The sequence below is a fragment of the Halolactibacillus alkaliphilus genome (assembly GCF_900115465.1).
Taxonomy (GTDB): Bacteria; Bacillota; Bacilli; order Bacillales; family Amphibacillaceae; genus Halolactibacillus; species Halolactibacillus alkaliphilus.
The window spans coordinates 103,645-128,986 of record NZ_FOWN01000006.1 but is presented as its reverse complement, the minus strand read 5'-3'; the positions used below and the strand labels follow the sequence as shown (position 1 = coordinate 128,986).

18 protein-coding genes are annotated in these 25,342 nt (G+C 37.7%); 17 read left to right on the top strand and 1 reads right to left on the bottom strand.

Annotation, left to right across the window (positions count from 1 at the left end; translation table 11 throughout):
* From BM163_RS04405 to BM163_RS04385, 5 genes are all read left to right on the top strand, one after another.
* Nucleotides 1-281 (top strand): RNA-guided endonuclease InsQ/TnpB family protein (locus tag BM163_RS04405; protein WP_143088181.1); only part of this gene is annotated, 281 nt, incomplete at its 5' end.
* A 644-nt stretch (nt 282-925) separates the two neighbouring features.
* Nucleotides 926-2,335, top strand: coding sequence for a phospholipase D-like domain-containing protein (locus tag BM163_RS04400; RefSeq protein ID WP_089800644.1), 1,410 nt, complete (start codon nt 926-928; stop codon nt 2,333-2,335).
* A gap of 857 nt (nt 2,336-3,192) precedes the next feature.
* Entirely contained in the window at nt 3,193-4,878 is a 1,686-nt protein-coding gene (locus BM163_RS04395; protein WP_089800643.1) for an ROK family protein, read from the top strand.
* A gap of 1 nt (nt 4,879) precedes the next feature.
* The gene (locus BM163_RS04390) at nt 4,880-6,385 is read left to right on the top strand and encodes a DUF4127 family protein (protein ID WP_170243630.1); all 1,506 of its coding nucleotides are present in this window, start codon (nt 4,880-4,882) and stop codon (nt 6,383-6,385) included.
* A gap of 204 nt (nt 6,386-6,589) precedes the next feature.
* Nucleotides 6,590-7,423, top strand: a complete 834-nt coding sequence (locus BM163_RS04385) for a MurR/RpiR family transcriptional regulator (protein WP_170243629.1) — start codon at nt 6,590-6,592, stop codon at nt 7,421-7,423.
* Between the two features lie 143 nt (nt 7,424-7,566).
* Here the strand turns inward: BM163_RS04385 and BM163_RS04380 are convergent, their stop codons facing one another.
* On the bottom strand, nt 7,567-8,343 hold the full coding sequence (locus tag BM163_RS04380; RefSeq protein ID WP_089800637.1) for a DeoR/GlpR family DNA-binding transcription regulator: 777 nt from the start codon (nt 8,341-8,343) through the stop codon (nt 7,567-7,569).
* A 282-nt stretch (nt 8,344-8,625) separates the two neighbouring features.
* Between BM163_RS04380 and BM163_RS04375 the strand changes: the two genes are divergently transcribed.
* The 12 genes from BM163_RS04375 (at nt 8,626) to BM163_RS04320 (ending at nt 25,330) form a co-directional block, all read left to right on the top strand.
* Nucleotides 8,626-9,093, top strand: a complete 468-nt coding sequence (locus BM163_RS04375) for an RpiB/LacA/LacB family sugar-phosphate isomerase (RefSeq protein ID WP_089800635.1) — start codon at nt 8,626-8,628, stop codon at nt 9,091-9,093.
* Nucleotides 9,087-10,058 carry a class II fructose-bisphosphatase gene (glpX, locus tag BM163_RS04370; protein ID WP_089800633.1) on the top strand — a complete coding sequence of 324 codons (972 nt, stop codon included), beginning with the start codon at nt 9,087-9,089 and terminating at the stop codon, nt 10,056-10,058. Before BM163_RS04375 ends, glpX begins: the two co-directional genes overlap by 7 nt.
* 288 nt (nt 10,059-10,346) lie before the next feature.
* Nucleotides 10,347-10,985, top strand: a complete 639-nt coding sequence (locus tag BM163_RS04365; RefSeq protein WP_089800631.1) for a nitroreductase family protein — start codon at nt 10,347-10,349, stop codon at nt 10,983-10,985.
* A gap of 346 nt (nt 10,986-11,331) precedes the next feature.
* Nucleotides 11,332-13,998 (top strand): family 16 glycosylhydrolase, encoded by a 2,667-nt coding sequence (locus BM163_RS04360; protein ID WP_089800629.1) that lies wholly within the window; start codon nt 11,332-11,334, stop codon nt 13,996-13,998.
* A 206-nt stretch (nt 13,999-14,204) separates the two neighbouring features.
* Nucleotides 14,205-16,016: a sensor histidine kinase family protein gene (locus tag BM163_RS04355; RefSeq protein ID WP_089800627.1), complete on the top strand. Its 1,812-nt coding sequence runs from the start codon at nt 14,205-14,207 to the stop codon at nt 16,014-16,016.
* On the top strand, nt 16,007-17,578 hold the full coding sequence (locus BM163_RS04350) for a response regulator (RefSeq protein ID WP_089800625.1): 1,572 nt from the start codon (nt 16,007-16,009) through the stop codon (nt 17,576-17,578). The genes BM163_RS04355 and BM163_RS04350 overlap by 10 nt, the downstream gene beginning before the upstream one ends.
* 96 nt (nt 17,579-17,674) lie before the next feature.
* Nucleotides 17,675-19,186, top strand: coding sequence for a glycoside hydrolase family 31 protein (locus BM163_RS04345; RefSeq protein ID WP_089800623.1), 1,512 nt, complete (start codon nt 17,675-17,677; stop codon nt 19,184-19,186).
* 158 nt (nt 19,187-19,344) lie between these two features.
* Nucleotides 19,345-20,634 (top strand): ABC transporter substrate-binding protein, encoded by a 1,290-nt coding sequence (locus BM163_RS04340; protein WP_089800621.1) that lies wholly within the window; start codon nt 19,345-19,347, stop codon nt 20,632-20,634.
* Between the two features lie 85 nt (nt 20,635-20,719).
* Nucleotides 20,720-21,601: a carbohydrate ABC transporter permease gene (locus BM163_RS04335; RefSeq protein WP_089800619.1), complete on the top strand. Its 882-nt coding sequence runs from the start codon at nt 20,720-20,722 to the stop codon at nt 21,599-21,601.
* Complete coding sequence (locus BM163_RS04330; RefSeq protein WP_089800618.1) at nt 21,598-22,428, top strand: carbohydrate ABC transporter permease; 831 nt, start codon at nt 21,598-21,600, stop codon at nt 22,426-22,428. The genes BM163_RS04335 and BM163_RS04330 overlap by 4 nt, the downstream gene beginning before the upstream one ends.
* A 679-nt stretch (nt 22,429-23,107) precedes the next feature.
* Nucleotides 23,108-24,415 carry an ABC transporter substrate-binding protein gene (locus BM163_RS04325; protein ID WP_089800616.1) on the top strand — a complete coding sequence of 436 codons (1,308 nt, stop codon included), beginning with the start codon at nt 23,108-23,110 and terminating at the stop codon, nt 24,413-24,415.
* Nucleotides 24,416-24,475: 60 nt separating this feature from the next.
* Nucleotides 24,476-25,330, top strand: a complete 855-nt coding sequence (locus BM163_RS04320) for a carbohydrate ABC transporter permease (RefSeq protein WP_089800614.1) — start codon at nt 24,476-24,478, stop codon at nt 25,328-25,330.
* Nucleotides 25,331-25,342: the final 12 nt, after the last annotated feature.

Genomic DNA, 25,342 nt, shown 5'->3' with positions numbered 1-25,342 from the left:
ATATGATTAAAAATCATCCCTTGGCACAAAGTATCGCTTCCCAATCGTGGAGAATGTTCAGAAATATATTGACATATAAATGCTTGACGTATGGGAAAGCGCTTGTTGTGGTCAACCCTTATAAGACATCGCAAGTTTGTTCTTCATGTGGTGCAGAAACAGGCAAGAAACCATTAAGCGTCAGACACTTTACGTGTCCAACCTGCCACACACTTCATGATAGGGACATTAACGCCAGTAAAAACATAAAAAATATCGGGCTTGGAATGAGCCTTAGTTAATAGCTTAAACCGCTGATATTTGCTTGAAATAGCAGATATCAAGTTTTGAGTGTTCCTAGAAACTCGGTACTTTAGTGCCGATGTAGTTCATACTATAAGCTATCTTCGTTCTTCATAAGAGTACATGGACATTATCTCGTCTTATCGTTGCCCAAAATCATGTCTGCATTTTCACCTGGTGCATTTTCCGTGCAATATTTAATCGTCGAATGAGTCAGGTTGCTTATTAAAAAGTAATCATGGTAATCGAATCAAGTATCGAAAAAACGGGCCTTGCTGTTTAAGGTGTTAACTTGGATAACACCTTAAACAGCAAAACGAAAGAAAAGAAACTTCAAAGTCGCATTTAAAAAAGTGTGCTGACTCAATGAGAGGTAATCAAGGTAATTGCAGAAGTAGCTGGAAGTTGTTGGTTTATATACTGGAAATAAGAGGGGCTAAAGTTAACTTTAAAAACACGAAAGAGTAACCGTGCTCATTCTGTTGCCTGTTCTTTCAAGGATTGTTATGCCGTTCATATTCAGTTCATATTAGACACGTATACTCATAGTCATAAAACATAACGGAATGAGTACAACATAAAAGGGTAATCAATGCTTTAATACGTCTGAATAAGCAAACAGTATAAAAGAAAGGTGATTTTAATGGATGATCATATCAATAAAGGAAGGCGTCAGTGGACGAAGTTATTTGCCTTAACGATCCTTGCTCTATTAGTGTTCTTTGTTTCTAGTTACCGCTGGCTACGTCATGACGTTCCAGGATTTACTGCGGAGACACTCGTTGAAGTAGACGCGCATTATATGGAGACGAATGAACAGGCGGTTCTAGTTGATGACGGACCAACGGCACTTAAGGCAAGGCTTGATTTGATAGAACGAGCAGAAGAGACATTATACATGTCGGTTTTTGCGATGCAGGGCGGAGATAGTGTGACATTAATTTACAATGCCTTACTTGAAGCGGCTGAAAGAGGCGTAGAAGTGAAATTATTAGTAGATGGGCTTTTTCATGGCATGCGTTTTAAGGATCGGCAATTTATCGCCACGGCTGATGACACGCCGTTTATTGACATAAAGTTTTATGAACCGTTAAATATTCTTGCGCCGTGGCGAGTACATAACCGATTACACGATAAAATCATCATTCAAGATGAAGAACACATGATCATTAGTGGACGTAATATTGGCGATAAATATTTTAAAAGACGTGGAGATAACCTCACATATGACCGTGATATTTTAATCGTTAACCCGGATGACGCACCCCCGCTCATTAACCAAGCGCGGGAGTATTTTGCTATGCTTTGGGACCATGACTTTGTAAGCGCGAGAAAGAGACCAACGCTCGTTTCATCTCGCCAACGTAAACAGTACCGTTACGACTTAAAGCTTGAAGCCGCTAAAGTAAAAGCCCGTCACCAAGGTTTTTTTGCTCAATCCGTTGACTGGTCAGATAACGCCCATCCGATTGATCGTGGCTACTTTATCTATAATCAACCAGGACGTGCGTATAAACATGCCGATGTTTTTCATCATATGTTAACACATCTCTATCATACAAAGACAGATGTAGAGGTCTATTCCCCGTACATCATTTTTACTGACCCGATGTTACGCGATATCAAACAAGCAACGATGCAAAAACCTTCGATTCATTTAGTGACAAATGGCGTTAAAAGTACACCAAACTGGCTCGCGTTTAGTGGGTATCAGCTTACACGTCCTTATTTGACTGAAGACCATGTTAAAGTGAGTGAATACCAACACCCATCCGCGTCACTGCACTTAAAAAGCTATATGTTTGATCAGTCAACGCTTGCGGTCGGGTCATACAACTTGGACCCAAGAAGCACCTATATCAATACCGAATCCATGCTATTTATAGAGAGTCCTTCACTTGCACAAGATGCACAACAATCGGCTGAAAGTATGTTTAGCGCCAATCTAACAACTGCTGAAGACGATCCGATTGCGTCATTTAGTATCAGGATCAAACATGTGCTTATTAACGCACTAAGTCGCTTCACAAGTTTTGCCTTGCCGTTATTATAACTGAGAAAAAGTGCGATGATGACTAAAAAGAAGTTTGAAAAGCAATTGTATAATAACACGTTTCCAGTCAATATTTTTAAGTATCGGATGATCTGATAAGTGGTCATCCGTTTTTTTGAATTTTTAAACAATTGGATCAAGTATAGGTTTATGAGCTTCACTGCTTAAGAACCTAAATATACTTAAAAAGCTTATTTTATATCACTATTGTTCCTACATCCGTTGATGAAAGACGAATATACTAAACATTTCATTGCAAATAACGAGTGTTTCCCTACGATAGGAGTAGGTATGAGGTAAGTAATTTAGCTAAGTGAAGGTGTTTAATCATTATCTTTTTAATAAAGGCCGTGTTAGTAAAGAAAAAACATAGCCTGATTAATAATAGTGATTAGATATAAAGTCGCTTAGCTTTTTAATGCTCTTTTTATCAAGTTTTATATGTTGTTTGCAGATACTATAAGTAGGGGAAAAGATATATTTAAAAAATAAAGAAAATTAATTTCTAAAAACAAAAAATGATGAAATTTTATTTATTTTCATCTTGAAACTCCTTCTTAGCTTCGGTATACTTAGTGTAGTTATAGATTATCCCCAGTTCATTGGACATCTAATGCTCATTTTTGATGCGTAAATCATTGTAGCGATGCTGTTAGTATCAACGCATCGTTTAAATAAGTTTATTTACTTAATCTGATATTGTTTTGTTTATATTTAAATGCGGATATACACATTCGGTGTTTTTTTAAAACGTAGTATGTGGTCACTTAAACTTGATTAAGTAAAACGCCACTTATAAATGATAGCGGATACATTTAAAGTGCAGTAATCATATTAAATAAAAGAAGGAGAGAGCCATGAGAGAATTTCTGACAATAGATATTGGTGGAACATCAATAAAACATGGTGTGATAAAAGAAGATGGTACACTTCTTAAGTCAGGTGAGGAGCCTACACATGCAGAAAAAGGAGGCCGCCACATTATAAACAAGGTAAAAGAATTAGGTGGGTATTACCAAAAAGAGTATGATATTAAGGGGATTTGTATTAGTACTGCAGGACAAGTAGATTCTAGACAGGGAAAAATCATTTACGCGCTCCCTAACATTATTCCTAATTATACAGGTATGCCAATCAAAGAAGAGCTAGAGGACTACTTTAAGTTGCCGGTTGAAGTGGAAAACGACGTGAACTGTGTAGGATTAGCAGAATCGTGGCTTGGCCGTGGTAAAGGTGTGAAGAGTTTATTTTGCTTAACGATTGGAACAGGAATTGGTGGCAGCTATGTTCTTGATAATCAACTGCATACAGGCCATAGCTATTCGGCAGGAGAAATTGGTTATATCCCAATAGAAGGCAGGGCTTTTCAAGATATTGCGTCAACCAAAAGTCTAGTGGAAAATACAGCTCATAATAAAGGGCTTCTACCGACACAAATTGATGGTAAAATGATTTTCGAAAAAGCAAAAAACGGTGATCAAATGTGTATTGATGGCATTGATCAACTTATAAAACACCTCTCAAAAGGCATTGCAACGATTGTTTATATGATGAATCCTGAGATGGTTGTTATTGGTGGGGGCATTTCTCATCAGAAAGATTACTTATACCCACGGATTATGGAACAACTTAAACAAGATGTGTTACCGGAATTACTTGAGAAAACAACGATAGATTTCGCTAGTAATTTAAATCACGCAGGTCTTGTTGGTGCACTCCGTAATTTTTTGATTCAAGAGACCTTGCATCCTCTAAATAAGATTGTTATAGCCATTGAGTCAACCCGGCATAAGTTGACTAAGGGGGAGCATTTAATTGCTGATTTTATCATTAACAACCTACCAGAAGTTCCAGACTTAACAATTTCTGAAATGGGTAAAAAGGTGAAAGTAGCAGAAGCATCTATTAGTCGTTTTTGTAAAAAAGTAGATATTGGAACGTATAACAACTTGCGGATTCTTGCAAGTAAAGCAAGTGTAAGTAAACGAAAAGTAGAAGAAGCGGCTGTGGATGAGGGTGATTCGGTAAAAGAAATATACTTATCCATGATTGACCGTTTTAATGGTTTTCATGCTTCAAGAGAGTTGAACAAGCTTCGAGACATGATGACAACATCTCAGCGGATTTTCTTAATTGGTACACCTGATATTAAGAAATATCTCTACGCTTTAGAAGAACGGCTAATGGAATGTGGAATTGATGTTCAACTGTATGCTGAGAAGCGAACAATTGAGCGTTCCATCAATATTATTCCCCCAGAAACATTAGTTGTTGCCTTTGATATTTCTGGTTATGATGAAACATTGATAAACTATGTGACGCAACTAAATGCTACACATCGCACGGTTGGGGTGACGAGTCAATCAGATTCTCCACTGGCAAGAGCCGTTGGTGAAGTTTTTATCGCACCGTTTTTAGAGAAGAAAAAGGATATAGCCGCGGATGTCTTCACTGTGTATTATTTTGTGGATTTGTTGCTTAATGGCATCTACCCAGAATCAAAAATAGCTAATAAATTAATTCCAGTAAATGAGGAGAGATAATATGCGCTTTGCTTATGTGCCAATCGATGAACGACCATGTAACACAACGATTATTGAACGAATCATTGAGACAAATAATGATATAGAAATTATCATGCCAACACCTGAACAACTTGGCTATAAAAAACAGCCGGCTGAAACAGATGCTTTATGGCGCTGGCTTTTGGATTTAGAATATCTGGATGGCATCGTTTTAAGCACGGAAATGCTTCTTTATGGTGGATTAATTCCTTCTAGATTGCATGACTTAGATGAAGACTCGATCCCTTTATTTACGCAGCGCCTAAAACAACTTAAACGAAAGCATCCTCATGCAAAAATAATGGCGTCTTCAGTTATTATGCGTACACCACAATATGATTCAGCTGACGAGGAACCAGATTATTATGAGACGAATGGAAGAAATATTTTTCGTCGTCGCTACTTGATGGATAAGGGTGAGCGTATAGGCGTATCTGCTGAGGAAGCACAAGAACTTATTAAAATTGAACGTGACTTGCCGTTAGAATATATAAAAGACTATGAAACACGTCGGACATTTAATGTTTTGGTAAACAAGCATGTGCTGCACCTATTAAAGGATGGATGGTTAGATTTTCTTATCATTCCTCAAGACGATAGTGCAGAGTATGGTTATACAGCAGAAGACCAAAAGAAAATTATTCAAACGATCACTGACCTGAATTTAGATGAAGCGGTTCATATGTATCCGGGATCTGATGAAGTAGGCGCAACATTAATTACGCGCCTGTATCATGATAAGAAAAAAATCAAAAGAAAAGTATTTATTGAATGGAGCAGCACATTAGGTCACACGTTGATTCCTATTTACGAAGATCGACCTTTTTATGAGACATGTAAAAGACACTTACGATCGATTGGTGCTTATGAGGTTAATAATAAAGCAGATGCTGATTTTATTTTATACTATAACGTACCTGGTGAAGTGCTTCAAGAATCGTGGGATCAGTTTGAAAAACGCGATCCGACATACGACAGCTTTCGAGATATGAACACATTCGTTGATTGTCTAGAACGTGATTTAGATTTAGGTTACCGTGTTGTTATTGCGGATGCGGCTTATGGTAATGGTGGAGACTATGCACTTATTAAGCGCTTAGATCAGAGAAACTTGTTGCATAAGATCACTTCATATAAAGGTTGGAATACAAATGCAAACACACTAGGTACAACCTTGGCTCAAGGCTGCTTGGCGGATTTAAATAGAAAAGGTGCGATAAATGAAAATATTGCTTATCATTTATTAGATGATTTTCTATATCAAGCCGTTGTGAGAATGGAACTGACAAATGGACTCTTAAAAGAACTTGATCTAACTTATTTTGATTTAAAAGATAAAGCGCCTGAAGTCAATGCTAAACGAGATGAGCTTTTAAGGACGTATTATCAAAAGATGATACCTCATCATTATAAAGCTATAGGTGAACTATGCGTGAAAAGTTATGCTCCATGGAACCGCATGTTTGAAGTTGGCTTATCATTATAAACAAGTTGAGGAGAAAGTAAGGTTTTAAAAAGTAGTGACATTTAGGGTGTGGGGCAACTTCGGAGCAAGATGCGTTTCATTTTGACTATCCTAGTTGCCTGTATACCTTTTTCCTGTTTTCCAGTGGTTATACTGTGTAAAAAGTAATTCTAGTGTTGATCTAGACAAGACGGATATAAAACTTATGAAAGAATGTGGAATGGTATGGCTTCTGTATTAAAAGTGATTCAATTAAAATATCAAAAACTAAGTAAATCAGAGAAGCGGGTTGCTGATTATTTATTAGAACATTATTCACATGTTTCTAATATGGATATTAGAGAGTTGGCAGAAAAAGCTGCTGTTTCTGTCGCAACAGTGACTCGCTTTAGTCATAAGGTGGGTATGGCTTCGTTTGTGGAGCTTAAAATTTCGTTGAGAGATGCAGTGAAAAAAGACGAACGCCCTGATGATGTGTTATACCAAGTCCAACAAACGTACAATGAGGTGCTAATAGCCACTAGTACTCTCCAAACGATAGAGAACTATCAGCGTGTAGTGGATAGACTTAATCAGGCAAAGTCAATCAGCATATTTTGTATAGGTAGTTCTGGTTTGTCAGGAGAAGAGTTTAAATTAAGGTTGCGGCGGATGGGGAAATCAGTAGATACTTTTTTAGATGCTCATTCCATGGTACTAAGAGCATCTACTTTGACAAGTGAAGATGTTGTTATAGCTATTTCAGCTTCAGGTCAGACGCTAGAAATTGTAGAAGCGGCTAAATTAGCGCATAAAAATAATGCTGCGATTGTTTCCTTAACAAATTATGAAAAAACAGCTTTAACAACGCTATCTGCTGAAGTCATTTATACACACCATGTCGATGGGCTACTTAAAGACCGTGTCTTAAATACACAACTCTCCGTTATTTATGTCATTGACAGTTTAACAGCTTTACTTATGGAAGATGAAGAGAACGCATTAAACTATCATAAGACATTAGATATGCTGTCAAGCTATCTTAGTGAGAAAAAAATTGTGCACGCTTTAAATGTGTAACAATCTATCCTAAATATCAGTGTTGTTTTTAAAAAATAAACCTGACAACTTTTGAATCATATCCAATACGTTGTCAGGTTTATCGTTTTAGAGCGAGAAGACACCTTCCTCAAACATTCGTGAGAATGTTAGGTGGGGGTAGTTCAACGATCAATTAATCGGACGTCATGAGCAGTTATTTGCTTGGCAATCTCTATTTCAACTGCGTGATCGGTAATTAGTGTATCAATATCAGACAGTCGTGCGAAACTAGAAATAGAGTTCGTGTTAAATTTAGAGTGATCAATCAAAGCGACGACATGTTTGGCGCGACTAACCATATTTTTCTTTAAATCGGTTTCATAAAAGTTAAAATCAGTAAGTCCACTTTCAACTGAGAAGCCACTTGATGATGTAAATAATAAATCAATGCTGTTTAACATATCCATTGTTTGGATGCCTACGGAACCTTCTAACGCCATCGACCCCGGCCTTAAAATCCCTCCTATTAAAATAACATTAAAATAAGGATTTTCTTTTAATTCAATCGCGCTTGACATCCCGTTTGTCATGATCGTTAATTTCATATTGAGTTTTTTCATTTCTTTGGCTAGTTCTAATGCGGTCGTACTTGCGTCAAGAAGAATACAACTTTTATCTTCAATTAATGACAGTGCGCGTTGAGCTATAATTTTCTTTTCTTTTAAGTTTGTTTGCGAGCGCTTTTTAAAGCTGCCCGTAGCTGTCGTTGGTTCATTCATAATAGCGCCACCATGTGTCCGTGTAAGTAGCCCAACTTTCTCCATCTCTTTTAAGTCTGTACGTAAAGTCACTTCAGAAACATCCAGCTCTTCAGAAAGTTGCTTAACAGTAATGCGTTTTCTCTCCGTCAATAAATGATGGATATGTTCACGGCGCTCTTTTGTAAATCGTTTGGTCATTTTCTCACCTCTTAACAATGTACCTGACGGTCCATGTATTTATTGGTTATATGTTTCGTCTGTATTAGTTGATCATCAGTTTCATTATACCACTATGTTGACTGGGAAATGAAGTCATTGACAGATGTTTCTTTCATTTTAACATGAATAATCCTTTAAACGAAAGCAAACGATTGTTTAATAGTTAAAATCGAAAGTAAAAGAAAAATATATTTACACAATCGAAAGTACGTGTTATATTTTAATTATAAAACGAAATCAAACGAAAGAAGGTAATATCATATGATGATCGCCATCGCAAGTGACGACCAAGGATTTTTATATAAACGTGAAATGAAACGCTATTTAAGACCAACCGGCTTTGACGTCTCTGACATGGGCTGTGTAGAAAAAACGTCAAAACCATTTGAAGAGGACGTTTTAAAAGTCGCAGAAGCACTAAATAGTGGAGCGGCAAATCGAGGCATTCTTATTAGTGAGACAGGTATAGGTATGTCGATTATCGCCAATAAATTACCAGGAATTCGCGCAGCGCTTTGTTTTGACGAACGCGCAGCTAAACAAGCCGTTCAAGATTATGATGCGAATGTTTTGGTTTTAGCAGCTGGACAAACAGATAAGAAACGAGCGGTAGAAATCATGTTAACGTTCTTATCGACGGAAAATAACGCAGATAGCCCATCAGTGATGATAGAATCACTGGATGACATTGCGACGTCACAGTTATTAACAGGTGAAAAAACGTGTTAAAGACATTGGCCTTACCCTTACTTCATATTAGTGAACAAGCAGCCATCGCGAGTTTTCCTTGGATTGGTAGCGGGGATAAAAACGCGGCAGATGGGGCGGCGACAACGGTTATGCGTGATGGGCTTAATCAATTACCCATTGATGCGCGTGTGGTCATTGGTGAAGGCGAGCTAGATGAAGCGCCGATGTTACACATTAATGAGTTACTCGGACAAGGTGGTCTGCCTGTGGACATTGCGGTTGATCCGATTGAGGGGACTGTGCTCACGGTAAACAATCAGAGTAATGCCCTTACTACATTGGCACTTGCGCCAAGAGGGGCGCTTCTTCATGCGCCGGATATGTACATGGAAAAGCTAGCTGTTGGACCAAAGGGCAAGGATGCAGTTGATATTAACTGGTCAATTGAGACGAACCTGTTAAATTTAAGTCAGGCGTTAGGTAAAGATGTGCGTGAGTTAAATGTGGCAATCCAGCACCGTGAAAGGCATGAAAGCCTAGTTAACCGTATGCGAACGCTCGGTGCTAAGGTACAACTTTTTGATGAGGGCGATGTGACTTACGCACTCGCAACGGCGATGGAACATACGGGGATAGATCTTTTTATCGGCACAGGTGGTGCGCCAGAAGGCGTCGTCGCAGCCGTTGGATTAAAGTGTTTAGGTGGAAAAATGCAAGGTAAACTTAAACCGATTTCCGATGAGGAAGTACAGCGCTGCCTCATGATGGGATTAACAGATCCCAATATGACCCTTGAACACGAAGACCTTGTTAAGAGTGATGACTGTCTTTTTGTAGGTACAGGGATTACCGATAGTATTTTAATGCAGGGCGTGAAGTTAGATAGACAGAGCGGTTTTGAAACGGAGTCATTACTACTCTCAGGTCAAGACCAGTATAGTCGACTTATTAAAGCTTATAGCCCAGCACACACAGAGTGCGTCACTACAGCGTCATTTTCTTAAAATCAAGAAGTAGATACTTTCTTTCGTTTTATACGCTATAAAAAAGCAGTCAAACCATCCTTTAACACGTTAAAGGATGGTTTGACTGCTTTTTTAGTCGTGGTGCTGATTATCTCCTTCTTTTAGGTCATGTGTCATTGACATAAGCACATACGTTGACATTTTTTTCTGACTCTTTATAATTGAGCCAAGAAAGCCCCTTAGTCGGTACCGACTAGGGCTATCATAAAAATGCATCAGTAATCATATTTATCATTGATTGTGTGATCAACAAAGGGGGAAAAAATCATGACACATATCTTTATAAACAATGATTTTTATAATATCATCGATCGTCGTCGCTCGATTCGTGCGTATGATCCGGCCGTAAAAATACCAAAAGACGAGATGCAAGAGATATTAAGACAAGCGGCCAAGGCTCCGTCATCTGTGAATATGCAGCCATGGCGTGTCGTTGTCGTTGAAAGTGATGAAGCAAAGCAAACATTGCGCCCACTTATTCGTTTTAATACAAAACAAAATGATACCTCGAGTGCTATGTTACTTTTGTTTGGCGACTTGTTGTGTTATGAGTATGGGGAAGACATTTATGACCAAGCTGTTCAAGAAGGAAAAATGCCAGAAGAGGTGCGCGATCATCAATTAAACACGATTGTTCCACTTTATGAAGGCTTACCTAAAAGCGTCATGCATGATATTGTTCAAATTGATACAAGCCTTTATGCCATGCAACTGATGTTAGTCGCGCGTGCTTATGGCTATGATACCAATCCCATTGGTGGATTTGAAAAAGATAAGCTGGCCAGTGCCTTTGGTTTAGATCCAAATCGCTACGAACCTGTGATGGTTCTCTCGATTGGAAAAGCCGAAGAAACAGGATATGAATCGGTTAGACTTGCACCAGAAGTCTTTGCGGAGTGGAAATGAAGTCGGGTCTTAGAACATATTAAATAGAACGTATTTCTAAAACACCTTAAAACAGTCATGTCACTGTTTTAAGGTGTTTTTTACTTGAGAGTATTATCTTAAATGTAAGATTATCGTGGTTTACTTGAAATGGATGAGGGTCACAGACAATATAAGTTAGCATAATAAATTAATAGAAATCGCTTAATATTGTTCATATATCTTTTAAAAAGCCTTTGGTACGATGTGTGATAGATAAGCTGTGAGGAAAGGAGTGTAGGATATAGAAAAATGAAAACGCTTAAATAATGGCTTATCTATAAAAAGCTATTTAAAAGATAAGAAGAAGTCAAGGAGGTTTATTAAAATGATACGTAGACAACGCATTACTTTATCACTTATAGCAATACTTTTTTTATTTATGACTTGGACGATGCAGTCGGTTTCAGCCGATGAAGCTACAGCAACGGTCACATTTGATCCGAATAATGGCGGTGACATTGTTGAGGTCACTGTCAACCAAGGAGAATCATTGACAGAAGCCCTTGTCCCTTTTACTGATTTAACAAAGGATACTTATGATTTTTTAGGCTGGTTTTATGGTGAGGCACAAAACTATGAATTGTACCTGCCACTAACCATTACTCAAGATCTTCACCTGACGGCAAAGTGGGGGAATCATACACCACCAAGTCCAGTAAATAAAGAAGGTTATCGTTTAATTTTTCAAGATGAGTTTGATAATAGTGATGGAACACTAAATAGTCAACTTTGGGTAGACAAATACCTGTCATCATGGACGAGAGAACCTGCTTTAGCAAAGCCAACGTATACGTTGGAAGACGGTGTGATGTCTTTACAAATTTTTGAGGAGACACGCCCATGGGCTGAGGAGTATGATGGACAAACAGTCGTTAGCGGATTTACAACTGGTAACCGAAATGCGTTACATAATTGGAATAGAAATAATGAGGTGAGAAATCCGGTTGAAACGGAAATTACCCATATAAATCAATACGGTTACTATGAAATTCGTGCTAAAACTCAACCTGGTTCTTCGCGACACTCTGCGTGGTGGTTAGTTGGTTTTGAAGACCGACCAGAGCATTCAGCGGAGATTGATATATTCGAAGTATTAGGAAATGATAAACATGGTGTTCCGCGAGCTTTTCATGCTTGGAATGATCCTTCAAACCCATTTAGCGGAGGGGCTAGTACCTATAGAGATACGACAGCTGATTTTCATCATGAATGGCATACCTATGGCTTTGACTGGCAAGAAGGAACCGGATCTGGTGAGCACCCAGACCGCCTCGTGTTTTATGTGGATGGTAAGGAGCTTGGATCCATTAACACAAAGATCGATTACCCAATGATTCAGCTCTTCTCATTGTATGAAAAGAGAGCCGGAGGCTGGACAGGCCCATGGGAATGGATGCCTTATCCAAATAGTTTTGATATAGATTACGTTCGTGTGTATAAAAAAATTCCTGAAGGTTACACTGCCCTTCCAGCGAGTGAGTTAAACATTACCGAAATTAAGCCTTCCACTGTTTCAGTTGTAGAAGGAGAAGCAGCACTTACAACGTATACTTCCGCTGTTTTAGGAGAAGAAGGCACAACGTATACGGAACCGAACTTACCTAATACGCTTTCTTATGTCGATGTAGTATGGAACGACGGAGTCATAACACAAGAGTTTGTGAAGTGGGCACCGATTACTGAAAGTGACTTAGATCAACTTAATCGTGGTCAAGGGTTAGAAAAACGTGGGCAGCTTGTGAATTTAAAAGAAACGACACCTGGTTTAACAGAGGCGATTCTAACAATAGACGTGACAGAAGCACCACCTAAACCACCATATAGTAGTATAAATTTAGGGATGCACAACAATCAAAATGAGCTCGCAAAACTATTCAATGGTAATTATGAAAGTAATAGTGGAGAATTTGTTTTTGCGTCTGGTACATTGCCTGAAGATAAAGAAGTGAGCATTACGTATAACTTTGAACAGTTAGTACAGCTTCACTCAATTGAGTTATCAACAAACTATGGAAACGATCAAGGCATAAAAGCTTTCAAGTTAGCAGTCTATGATGACCACTTAGAACAATGGGTAGAGTTAGAAGAGGAATACACTGTACCTTGGACAAGCGCTGGGAATAGTGAACGCGGGGAAACACTTGTCGTTGACGTTAACGTACCAAAGACAACACAAGTGAAAATGATTTTAACAGACGTCGGTTTACGTTGGGCGAATAAACTGGCGATGCGTGAACTTTCATTTGCTGACCATGATGTTATTCTTGATTGGGACGTTTTAGATTTAGTTATAAATGAAGCAGATCAGTTAGAACGTGAGCGTTACACAGAAGCATCTGTTGATCATTTCTTATCGGAACTTCAAAAGTCAAAAGCATTGTTTGAAAAAGATTACGTGACGCAACACATGATTGATGAACAAGTGGTGTTATTACAAGAAGCCATAGATCAACTAGAAGAAATCGTCATTGAAACACCAGTAGATAAAACCGTCTTGTTGGAACGATTAGATGAAGCAAAAAGCATATCTAACGCGGACAATAACTACACTGTTGCAACATTTAATGCGCTAAATGATGCGATTGACATGATTGAGTCCCAATTGGATAGTATTACGACAGAACAAGAGTTGATGCAGTTAGTAGAGGCATTAGACCTTGCGATGGCTAACTTGGAAAGAATGCCATTACCTGAGGAAGAGGATCAAAATGATTCAGAGAACACAGAAGATAGTGATGTGGCAGACGATTCAAAAACAGAAGAGAACGACCAAGAAGAATCGGCACCGCCAATATTATCGGGCGATAAACCACAACATCCCGATCAAAATACACCGGGTGAATCCGATCAAGTCCCATCATTAGATGATACTTTCGTGTCTGGTGAAACTTTACCTGACACAGCAACAGCGATCTATCAGTGGCTTATTGTAGGTCTACTATTTATAGTTACTGGATGTATGATCATCTATAAAAGAAAAAGCTACAATTAATGTCTACGAACAGACATTAGAGGGTTGAGTAGAAGGTCGCGTTGTCTATAGATGACGTGGCTCTTTACTCATCGTTTAGACATCCTTTGTAGTAACAAGTAAAGGTAAGTAATAGGTCCTCAATTGTTATAAACAACTTTAAAAGGATGTGCCTATAGAATGAAATATGCTATTATATAGGGATTAAACTGAAAGCGGTGTCACTTATGTTCATGAAAAATACACTTGAAGCGAAGATGCGGACAGCTTTTTCGCTCATTTTTATTGTTGTCCTCTCCGTTGTAGGCTTCATTATCTTTCAAATGATTAACCAATCGTTTCGCTCCCATAGTTATCAAACGCTCGGTCATGTTGTTGAAGCGAATTTAGATTTATTGCATAATCACTTAGATAACTTAGACCGTTTCACAAATTTAATCGCTAATGATCCTGATGTCCAGCGAGCTGTTGGGTATCGTAATCGGACCCAAGAGATTGATTATGCCATTGAACTAGGTAATCAACGTCTCGTGCATGAGCGTTTGCAACAGCTCACACTCGTTCCATATATTAATAATGCCTATATTATCGGTGAATCAGGTCACATGTTATATTCCTACAAGAAAAATGTTCGAAACCAGTATAACTTTTATGATGCCCCGTGGTTTCGAGAAGTGATTGAAAATGAACAATTTAGTGATAATTACTTTACCGGTTTTCATCCGACCGATTATTTACTTCATGTACAAGAGAAACCGACCATATCTATCATTCGGCAAATTCAAAACACGTTTTTATTTGCGCCAACCGACCGGTCCTATTTGGTCTATGATATTGATTTATCGGCTATTCTTTTAGAAAATACTGTCGATCAAGATTTAAATATATTAATTAATAACGGCAAAGAGTGGGTTTACTTGCCTGATAGCTTGTCTTTAACGAATGAGGAACTAACGGCAGTAGATGAGGCGTTATCAGAAGAAAGCATTCATACGGTCATCAAAGCTAGTGATGGTGACGGTCCAGAACTTCTTGTAATGTCTAATGCAATTGAACCAACGGGCTGGCAAATGATTGGGGTTAAAAAAATGTCAAGCGTGGTCGAATTCGAATGGACATTGATGACGGTCATTTTATCTGTCATTATTATTTCTGCCATTATTATTACGATTGTCTCAGGTATGTTGTCTAAAAGTATTCTCGTCCCAATGAATCATTTAATGAATAATTTCAATCGGATTTCTAAAGGTGACTACGACGTAGTCTTTGATAAAACGAGTAGTGAGGAAATAAAAGAATTGTCAGAGTCAGCGGAAACAATGGTACACAATATTACCTCACTTACCGCTCATTTAGTAGATGAACAAAAGAAAGTGTCAGAAGAACAAATGCGGGTACTACAAAATCAAATCAATCCCCACTTTTTAAATAATGTTCTACAGTCTATTAAGGCACTCGCAGTAAATAATGAAAGTGAGAAGATTTCAGAACTGTCAACACTGCTCGGTAAGATGTTGGAATATGCAGTGTATCAGCCTTATAAGAAAGTGCCACTAAAAATCGAATGTACTTACTTAGCACATTATTTAGCTATTCAAAACATTCGTTTTGATACGCGTATGATTTTAGATATAACGCTTCCTAACGACTATGCGGATGTTAAGATTCCAAAATTATTGCTGCAACCTTTAATCGAAAATGCTATTTTACACGGGTTAAGTGGACAAAAAACAGGCCACCTCACGGTTTTAGTAGAAGATGAAGGTGAAGACTTAGTCATTATGATGTCAGATAACGGTTGTGGGATGTCACCTGAAAAGTTAGCGAAACTTAAAGCGAGTATAAACGCCATTGATCACGTAGAGACAAACGATCAAAGCATTGGGCTTGCGAATGTGTATAAGCGATTGAGACATGAATTCGGTCCAAAGGCGTCATTAGATATCTATTCAACAGAAGGGGTTGGAACAACCATTGTTCTCAGCATACCTAATAGATTAACGGATCAACTTAAGGAGGAGGAAGACGCATGTCACTAAAAGTTGTCCTCGTGGATGATGAAGATTTAACGATTCAATTACTTAAACATCTTATTGACTGGGACCAATATGATTTAACGTTTGTAGGGCAAGCACATGACGGTGAAGAGGCTTTACGGGTTATTGAAGAAACAAAGCCAGACCTTGTTGTTACAGATATCAATATGCCAAAGCTATCAGGGATTGACTTTATTAAACGTGTCAAAGAGACGGATCAATCACCTCTATTCATATTAATTAGTGCGTACAATGATTTTCACTATGTACAAGAGGCAATGAAATTAGGTTGTCACGATTATATCCTAAAGCCTATCGATGAAGCTGAACTTGATCAAGCATTAAATAAGGTCGTGGAGAAAATACGAGGCGATCAGCACGTCGCGGCACTGGTGAAAAATCATAATGAAGAAATGAAGAAACATTATTTAATGAATTATTTGTATTCAGGCTTACCGATGGATCTGGTGATGGTTAACGAGGAGGATTATGCCGTTGATTTTAATCACTATGCCGTACTGATTTTTAAATTACAATACCACTCAATCGAGGAGTTCAATAAAGTCGGACATATGAGCCAAGAACACGTGAAACAAATAGGGCAGCTCTTAACACAGGCCCTTGCGGGCTGGGACCATATCGTCTTTGACTATCATCAAGAGTCATGGGTAACCATTGTTTCTGGTATGACACCGAGTGATATGGGGGAACTATCAAAAAGGTTGGTTAAACAATTATATAATCAGACAGAAATGGCTTTTCATGCCTGTTTTAGTCATATCTATCACACGTTAGCTGAACTCAATCAAGGATATGAAGAAGCCAAATGTTTGAGTCGCTATACGATGTTTCTCGACGCAGAAGCCGTCTTAGGTTTTTCATATAATATCGATTCGCAACAATTTAAAGCACTTAATACGCAAGGTCTGCTTAAAGAACTTAAAGAAAGTATTGAACAAAAGTCGTATCACCACGCAAAAAAGGTGCTAGAGGATTTATTTACCGTATCCAAACATATCAACCCAGAAGCACTTGATATGATCTATGATACGTGTTATCAATTGACAACACTCATTCAAGGAACCCTTGTAGCTACAGAACCACTAGAAGCCGATGTAGAACGCATTCTTCATACAACGTATGACGATATGAAGCGATTGACAGATATTAAACAGTTACAAGCATTTATGCAGGAGATGCTTTATGTTGCGCTATATGACCATGACCACCACGAAGAGCGTTACAGTAAACTCGTCCGTGATGGGATACGAGTCATAAAAACAAAGTATCAAGAAAACCTTAATTTGGAGACGATTTGTGATGAAATTGCGGTAAGTAAGAACTATTTTAGTTATTTGTTTAAACGAGAAGTCGGAATGAATTTGTGGCAGTATTTAACGGAATATCGTATAAAGAAAGCGAAGCAATTGCTTTTGGAAACAGACATGAAAAGTTATGAAATCGCCTTTCATGTTGGCTATGAAAATCCAAGTTATTTTTCCATGGTCTTTAAAAAATATGAAGCAATGACCCCAAATCAGTACAGACAAAAGAACGTAATATAGTAAAAGAAATCAAGAACAAATTGACTGTTCATAATCAGTTATTCCATCTAAAGTGGGAAGTGACACTTTAGTGAGTTGGAGATGGAGGTAGTAACAATGTTAATTAAAATGGAGCCAAATGAGTATTGGTATGGTGGTTACGTGCACGACGGTATCAAACAACCGATTTCAAAGGCCGATGATTATCGATGTGATTTACGCTTTAACACGAGTCCTAACCAAATGATGCCACTATTTTTATCAAATAAAGGCCGCATTATTTATCAAAGAGAAGGTTACGTGATTCATTTCAATCATGGTGTGATCGACGTACCAGAGACAGTGATTTTTGTTGATGGACAAAAAGATTTACGCGGGGCGTATTTGTATGCGATGAAGCAGTGGTTTCCTTTTACTGGTAGCACACTTTCAGATGCTCTCTTTCATCAACCAGTCTACAATACGTGGATTGAGTTAACTTTTAATCAAAATCAACAAGATGTACTAAATTATGCGCAAAAATTACTTGAAAGTGGCATGCCGGCAGGGGTCTTAATGATTGATGACGGTTGGAGTGACTATTACGGTAAGTGGTCATTTAATCATGGAAAATTCAACGATCCTAAAGCAATGATTGAACAATTAAACCGTTTAGGCTTTGAGGTTATGTTGTGGATTTGTCCCTATATTACGCCAGATACAGTTGAATATCGTTATTTAAGAGATCGTCAATTATTAGTAAAAAATCACGATCAGTCCGTGTTTATAACGGAATGGTGGAACGGTCATTCAGCTGTTTTAGATTTAACCAACGTGCAGACAATAAGCTGGCTAGAAGACCAATTACAAGCGCTTATGGACCTGGGGGTTAAAGGATTCAAATTTGATGGTGGTGATAGCCTTTATTACCGGACGAGTAATGTCACAGCTAAACCTGTCACACCAGATGAACATTCATTACTCTGGGCAACGTTTGCTGAAAACTATTCATACAATGAACTACGGGTAACAACACATGCCGGCGGCATGTCTTTAATGCAGCGCCTGTGTGATAAAAATCATGCGTGGGGTGACAGCGGTGTGAAATCGTTGATTCCTAACAGTTTACTGCAAGGGATTACCGGACATCCTTTTTGTTCTCCTGACATGATTGGTGGGGGAGAATACTTAAACTTTTTAGAACTTGAGTCAACGTCACTGGACAAAGAATTGTTCGTCAGACATAGTGAAATTGCCGCACTGATGCCGGCGATGCAGTTCTCCGCCAGACCGGACCGTTTCTTAGACGGGAAGTATTTTCAAGGTATATTAAACGGTGTCAATTTAAGGGCGCATTGGATAGATACTCTTATGGCAGTTATAAAAGAAGCAAAACGAACTGGTGAGCCGGTTTTACGCTACATGGCGTATGTCTTCCCAGAAGAACCTGTCGCAACAATTACCGATCAGTTTATGTTAGGTCACTCGTTACTTGTCGCGCCAATCTATGAAAAAGGAACAGAACAGCGTAACGTCTATTTGCCGAAAGGTACGTGGCTACATGAAGGGGAAACGATTGAAAGTGAAGGCATGTCACGAATCATGACCGGCATATTTGGTGCACCGATTGTTCTCGAATTAAAACAATAGAAAGTCTAAAGCTACCATCGTAAGAGTGAAGGTAGCTTTTTTCTTCGCTTGATTAAATAAGAGCGTAATTTTGTGATAGAAAAGGCATAATATCCTTGATTTATTCAGCTGAGTTTATTTTGTATGATTAGACTATAAAATTTGAAAGGAAGATCAGAATGAAAAAGAAAACGCTTACCTTGTTATTTAGTTTAGTTTTAGCGTCGTTATTATTGATGGCTTGTGGAGGAGAAGAAACATCAAGTGATGAAGGAACAACACCGGCTGATGATACGAATGAAGAAGTCATCACGCTTCGTATGATGGGGTATAACCCAGAGTCAAGTCGTGCGCAGTACTTAGCTTACCTTGATGAGCAATTACCAAATATCAACGTCGAATTTGAATTTGTCGCACTTGATAACTTTAATAACGTGTTAAATTCACAGCTTCAAGCGGGCGAAGGTCCTGATATTATTGAAGTCGGCGGTGAGGCGAAATTACTGGCACGTGCCAATTACTTATTAGATTTAACAGACCATGACTTCATGTCAAAATACGCTGCTTCAGGAACCGCACCATATTCAGTAGATGGCGGAGTTTATGCGGCGCCGTTACAATCTTGGTTTGAAGGTTTCTTCTACAACAAAGCTATTTTTGAAGAGTACGGTGTCGACGTCCCACGTTCACTTGATCAATTAATTGCGATCAGTCATGAATTAAAAGACCAAGGCATGAAGCCTCAAGCAATGGGTGCCCAGTCATGGGAACCGATGATGAAACAAAGTATTGGTATTGTTAATAATGAGTTTTATTCGGATGAAGCCAATATGGCGTTTAATGATGACTTCAATGAAGGGGAAGCTTTCCTTGCGGAAGCTTGGTTACCATATGTTGAACAGTGGTACCGTCTTATTGAAGAAGGTATTTTAACGCAAGAAATGCTCGGTTTAAGTTACGATCAAGCCTTAGATGACTTTGCGACTGGAAAAGCTGCGATGTGGCAAAGTGGCCCGTGGGCAATTGAAACGATTTATGAGAAAAATAGCGATATCGAATTAGGTATGTTCCCAATTCCAGGTATTGAAGAAGGTCCAGGTTGGTTAATTGGTGGTCCTGGTTCAGCACTTGCAATCAATGCGAACTCAAAACATATTGATGAAGCGTTAGCAGTACTCGAGTTAACCGCAACAGAAGAAGCACAACATAAACTCGTCGCTGATAATGCTGGAAGTTCATTCCTCACAGGTGTTGAAGTGGATTTAGGTGATGTGTATGCCGATAGTGAAGAAGCATTTGCACTAGGTAATGTCTATGCGCCTTGGACAGCGTCATGGTTCTCAGGAAACCCAATTGTTGAATCTTACGGTAAGTCTCTTCAAGAAGTATTAAGCGGGACTAAAACGGTTGAAGAAGCTTTAAAAGATGCGGATGAGACAAACAAGACATTAATTAATACATTAAACTAAACGGCTGTTTAACTAAAGGATCGATCATGTATCGGTCCTTTAGTATAAAGAAATCACCGTAAAAAAATTGTGAAGGGGTTTTCTTATGTACGGAAAAAAAAGAGAACGTGTATTTTTATTGATGATTCTACCAGCCTTTGTTGGTTTCTTTATTCTTTTTATCGTTCCAACACTGATGTCATTTTTTTACAGCATGACCAACTGGTCAGTGTATAACGCGAATTTAAGATTTGTCGGTCTAGACAATTATCGACAATTATTCACAGATACAAAAACCATTGCGAGTATTACTAACACAGTGAAGTATGCCGTGCTAATTACTGTTTTTCAAAATATTATCGCTATTTTACTGGCGGTCTTTCTAAGTAAAAAGATGAAAGGGGCCAATTTTACAAAGTCACTCGTCTTCTTACCAGCGGTATTAAGTATTCTAGTAACAGGTTTCTTATTCCAATATATTATGAGTTCAGCAGATTACGGTCTGTTTAACCGGATTATTCAGTTCTTTGGTGGTCAACCCGTCAACTGGCTAGGTGATGCAAATATCGCCTTGTATTCTGTCCTTATTACGCAAGTATGGCAGTGGTCAGGCTGGTCGATGGTGATTTATATTGCGAACTTAAAAAGTATTGATTCAGCACTCTATGAAGCTGCAGATATCGATGGCGCTGGCAGTATCCGTAAATTCTTTACGGTGACGTTACCACTGCTTTATCCAGCTGTCTCGTTTAACATATTAATGAGTTTAATTGGTGGAATGAAGGTGTTTGATGTCATCTTTGCGATGACCAAAGGTGGTCCAGGGTATGCGACAGAAACAATCATGACAACAATGATTAGAGAAGGTTTTAATAGTGGGCGAAATGCCTATGCATCGGCACTAGCGGTGATTTTCTTTATTGTTGTGTTTGTTTTATCACGCATCGTGATTATCTTCTTAAATAGATGGGAGCGAAAAATATCATGATGAAAAAGCGTCTAACAAATGGGTTTTATCGTTTAGGGTTTATATTAATTTCTGTCGTTGTCGGTTTACCTCTTTATTATTTAGTTGTTACGACATTTAAAACGCCTGAAGAGGCAGCGTTAAGTCCACTCGGTTTACCTTCATCATTAAACTTTACGAATTATCAACGTGCTTTAGAGGCGATGAATTACGGTAATGCATTAAAAAACAATTTAATCATTACTGTCTCAGCCGTTATACTATTAGTGGTATTTGCTTCTATGGCTGCATACGTCATATCACGTAGTCAATCTAAATTGTTTAAAACGATGTACAATATCTTTTTGGTCGGTTTAATTATCCCATTCCAAATTGCCATTGTGCCCTTGTATCAAATTATTTCAGGGTTAAATTTAATGAATACACACCTGGGTGTTATTCTTGTCAGTGTGTTTTGTATTAACTTACCCTTATCTATTTTCTTATTAAGAGGATTCATTAGCACGGTGCCGGTTGAATTAGAAGAAGCGGCCTTCCTTGATGGATGTGGTACGTTTAAAACGTTTTGGTTAATTATTTTCCCCTTACTAAAACCGATTATTTCAACAGTTGTTATTCTAAACGCTTTGGCGATCTGGAATGATTTCTTAACACCATTGTTATTCTTACAATCACCAGATAAAGCTGTGTTACTGCAGGAAGTGTATAAAAATGTTGGGCCATTCTCAACAAACTGGACATCCTTCTTCCCAATGCTTGTTTTATCCGTGTTGCCACTGGTTGTATTCTATATTATTATGCAAAAACGGGTTATTGAAGGTGTTGTAGCTGGTTCGGTGAAAGGGTAATAGCTCATGTAAACAAATGAGATCATCTTATTATATGAGTCTATTTATATTAGAGTAAAGATAGCATAAAAGACGAAAAGCGTCACAGGTTTGTTGCATTAAACATATGAATTAAATGAAAAGTTAAATGAAGGTCCTTTGATTGTTAAAGCAATCTGAGGGCTTTTTGTTAAGAAAAATTATATTTTGCAAAAATTCTGATGATCGATTTACGTTTGTAAATCATAGTAACTTTTACTAAATAAACACTTATAAAGATGTAATCAAATAATGTGTTGAACAACTAAAATGTTACATCGACATGTCAAAGCGTTAATTGTAATAATTTTTTTAAAAAATAATTCTTCTGTTGCATACCAATATGTTGATAGTGAGGATACAGCTAAATAACCTACATAATGTTGGGTATTATAGTGAAACGATGCTAAATTGTAGTCATTGTTGTTCGTTTGATATCCATTAAAATTATCTGTTTCTATTGGATATCAACAGGTATTTAATACAGATTTTAAAATAAATTCAATTCAATTTACTTTATTTCCAATGTAAGCGTTGACAAAATAATTATATTGGATATAATTAAGAGGAACAAACCAATATTTTATATAAAAAAGGAGGTAAGTTCCGCTTTTTGGTTGTTATTTACTTATTATAAATTATGAATGGAGATGTTAAGGAAATGAAGAAAACTATTCTATTGTTATTAATGGCTTTATTTGCAATGTTCGTAGTAGCTTGTGGTTCTGATGATGTAGAAACAGGTACTGAGGATAATGATTCTGTAGATACGGAGCAGGATACTGATCAAGATGAAACAACAGAGTTATCGGGTGACATTGAATTTATGACTATTGATTTAATGCCTACATTTGAGGAATACTTAAACGGTGTTATTGCAGACTTTAATGAAGTACATCCAAATGTAAACGTCACCATAAGAGATGTTCCTTTAGGTCAAGTAGAACAAGTTGTATTAACTTCAGCAGCTGGTGATCAACTTCCAGATGTTATGAACTTAAATACTGATTTTCTCAAGCGTGCAGGTGCACTAGGTGCCTTTGTTAATATGGATGAAAAAGCTAGTCATGTAAAAGATCATTACTTTGAAGGTTTGTGGAATGCTGGGGAAGTAAATGGTTCTGTATATGCATTACCTTGGTACACGACAACAAGTAGTATGTTGTATAATCCGGAATTATTAGAAGCAGCTGGATTTGATGGTCCTCCTTCTACATATGAAGAAGGTTGGGAAATGTCTAAAGCGATTTACGAAGAAACGGGAGCTTATGGTAATTTAATTGATTCGAATATTCATTTACATTTCCCACGTAATGGCATTGACTTGTTGAATGCTGAAGGAACAGCAGCAACTTTTAATGTTCCAGAGGCAGTTGAGTTATGGGAAGAATATAAAGAGCTATATGATGAAGGTTTATTCCCTGCAGATGTCATGTTAAATCAACAACCTATTTCTGAATTATATGCACAAGAAAAAGTAGCATGGTGGATTACGGGTGCTCAGTTATTTGGACAGATTAATGATCTTGCACCTGAAGTTTATAACAAGTCGTTAGCAGCTGAACCTATTGTAGGGACCGCTGGTGTTACGGTAGCTGATACAATGAACATTGCTGTTTCATCTAAGAGTGATAACGTGGATGCAGCTGTTGAATTTGCGATTTTCTTAACGAATGATCAAAATCAATTAGCATTTGCACATGAAGCTACAATATTACCTTCAACTATTGAAGCAGCAAATGATGAATTTTTCAGTGTTGATGTAGAAGAGGCTGAAGTTTCACAAGCAGGTAGATATTATGCTGCTCAATCATTAGAGAATGCTGTTAATATGTCTCCAGCTGTTGAGAATACAACAGAAATTTATGAAGTAATTCGTCAAGCATTCCAGCGAGTCATTTTAGAGGATGTTGAGCCAAGTGACGCTTTAGCTGATGCTGAAGAACAAGTAAACGCATTATTGCAATAGTTAAAGAAGCAAATGAGGAGATTTATTTTCCTCATTTGCTCGTTTATAAGGAGGTTTGTCATGTATAAAACTAGACATGCTTGGTTTTTTCTTACAGTTCCATTAATTTTGTTATCTGTATTTACTTTTATTCCAGCAATTGCCGCGTTTATTTTAAGCTTTACTAACTATAATGTTTTTCAACCGATTGAATTTATTGGGATTCAAAATTATATTGACGTTCTATCTGACCATAGTTTCAGAAACGCATTATCAAACACCGTTTATTTTTGGATATTGGTTACTCCTGCATTAATTATTTTCCCGATTTTCTTAGCAATATTGGTTAATCAAAAATTAAAAGGAATCAGTGTTTTCCGATTAATATATTATTTTCCTGTATTAGTTTCAATAGTTGTAACAGCGATTTTATGGCGCTGGATGTTTGCTGAAAGCGGTATTTTTAATTATGTATTAAGTCTTGTTGGTATTGACCCTATTCGCTGGTTAACTAGTACAAAAACTGTTATGCCAGCAATGGCTATTGTGACTGTTTGGCAAGGGTTAGGCTACTATATGTTATTCTTCTTAGCAGCACTTCAAGGAGTGCCAAAAGAATTATATGAGGCAGCTGATATTGATGGGGCGAACTTTGTTAAAAAACATGTTTATATTACAATTCCTTTGATAAAACCAATGATCTTTTTTGTGGCAGTTATTTCAACCATGTCAGCTTTTAAAGAATTTACCTTAATGCTAACAATGACATCTGGTGGCCCGCTAAATGCATCGACTACTGTTGTTTTGCTCGTCTTTAAAGAAGCATTTGAACGAGTGAATATGGGTTATGCTAGCGCAATTTCATTTGTTTTATTTGTTGTAATTTTAATTATTACTATTATTAATAAAAAGTTCTTAGATACTGACTATAAATAGAGAGGAGGAGAA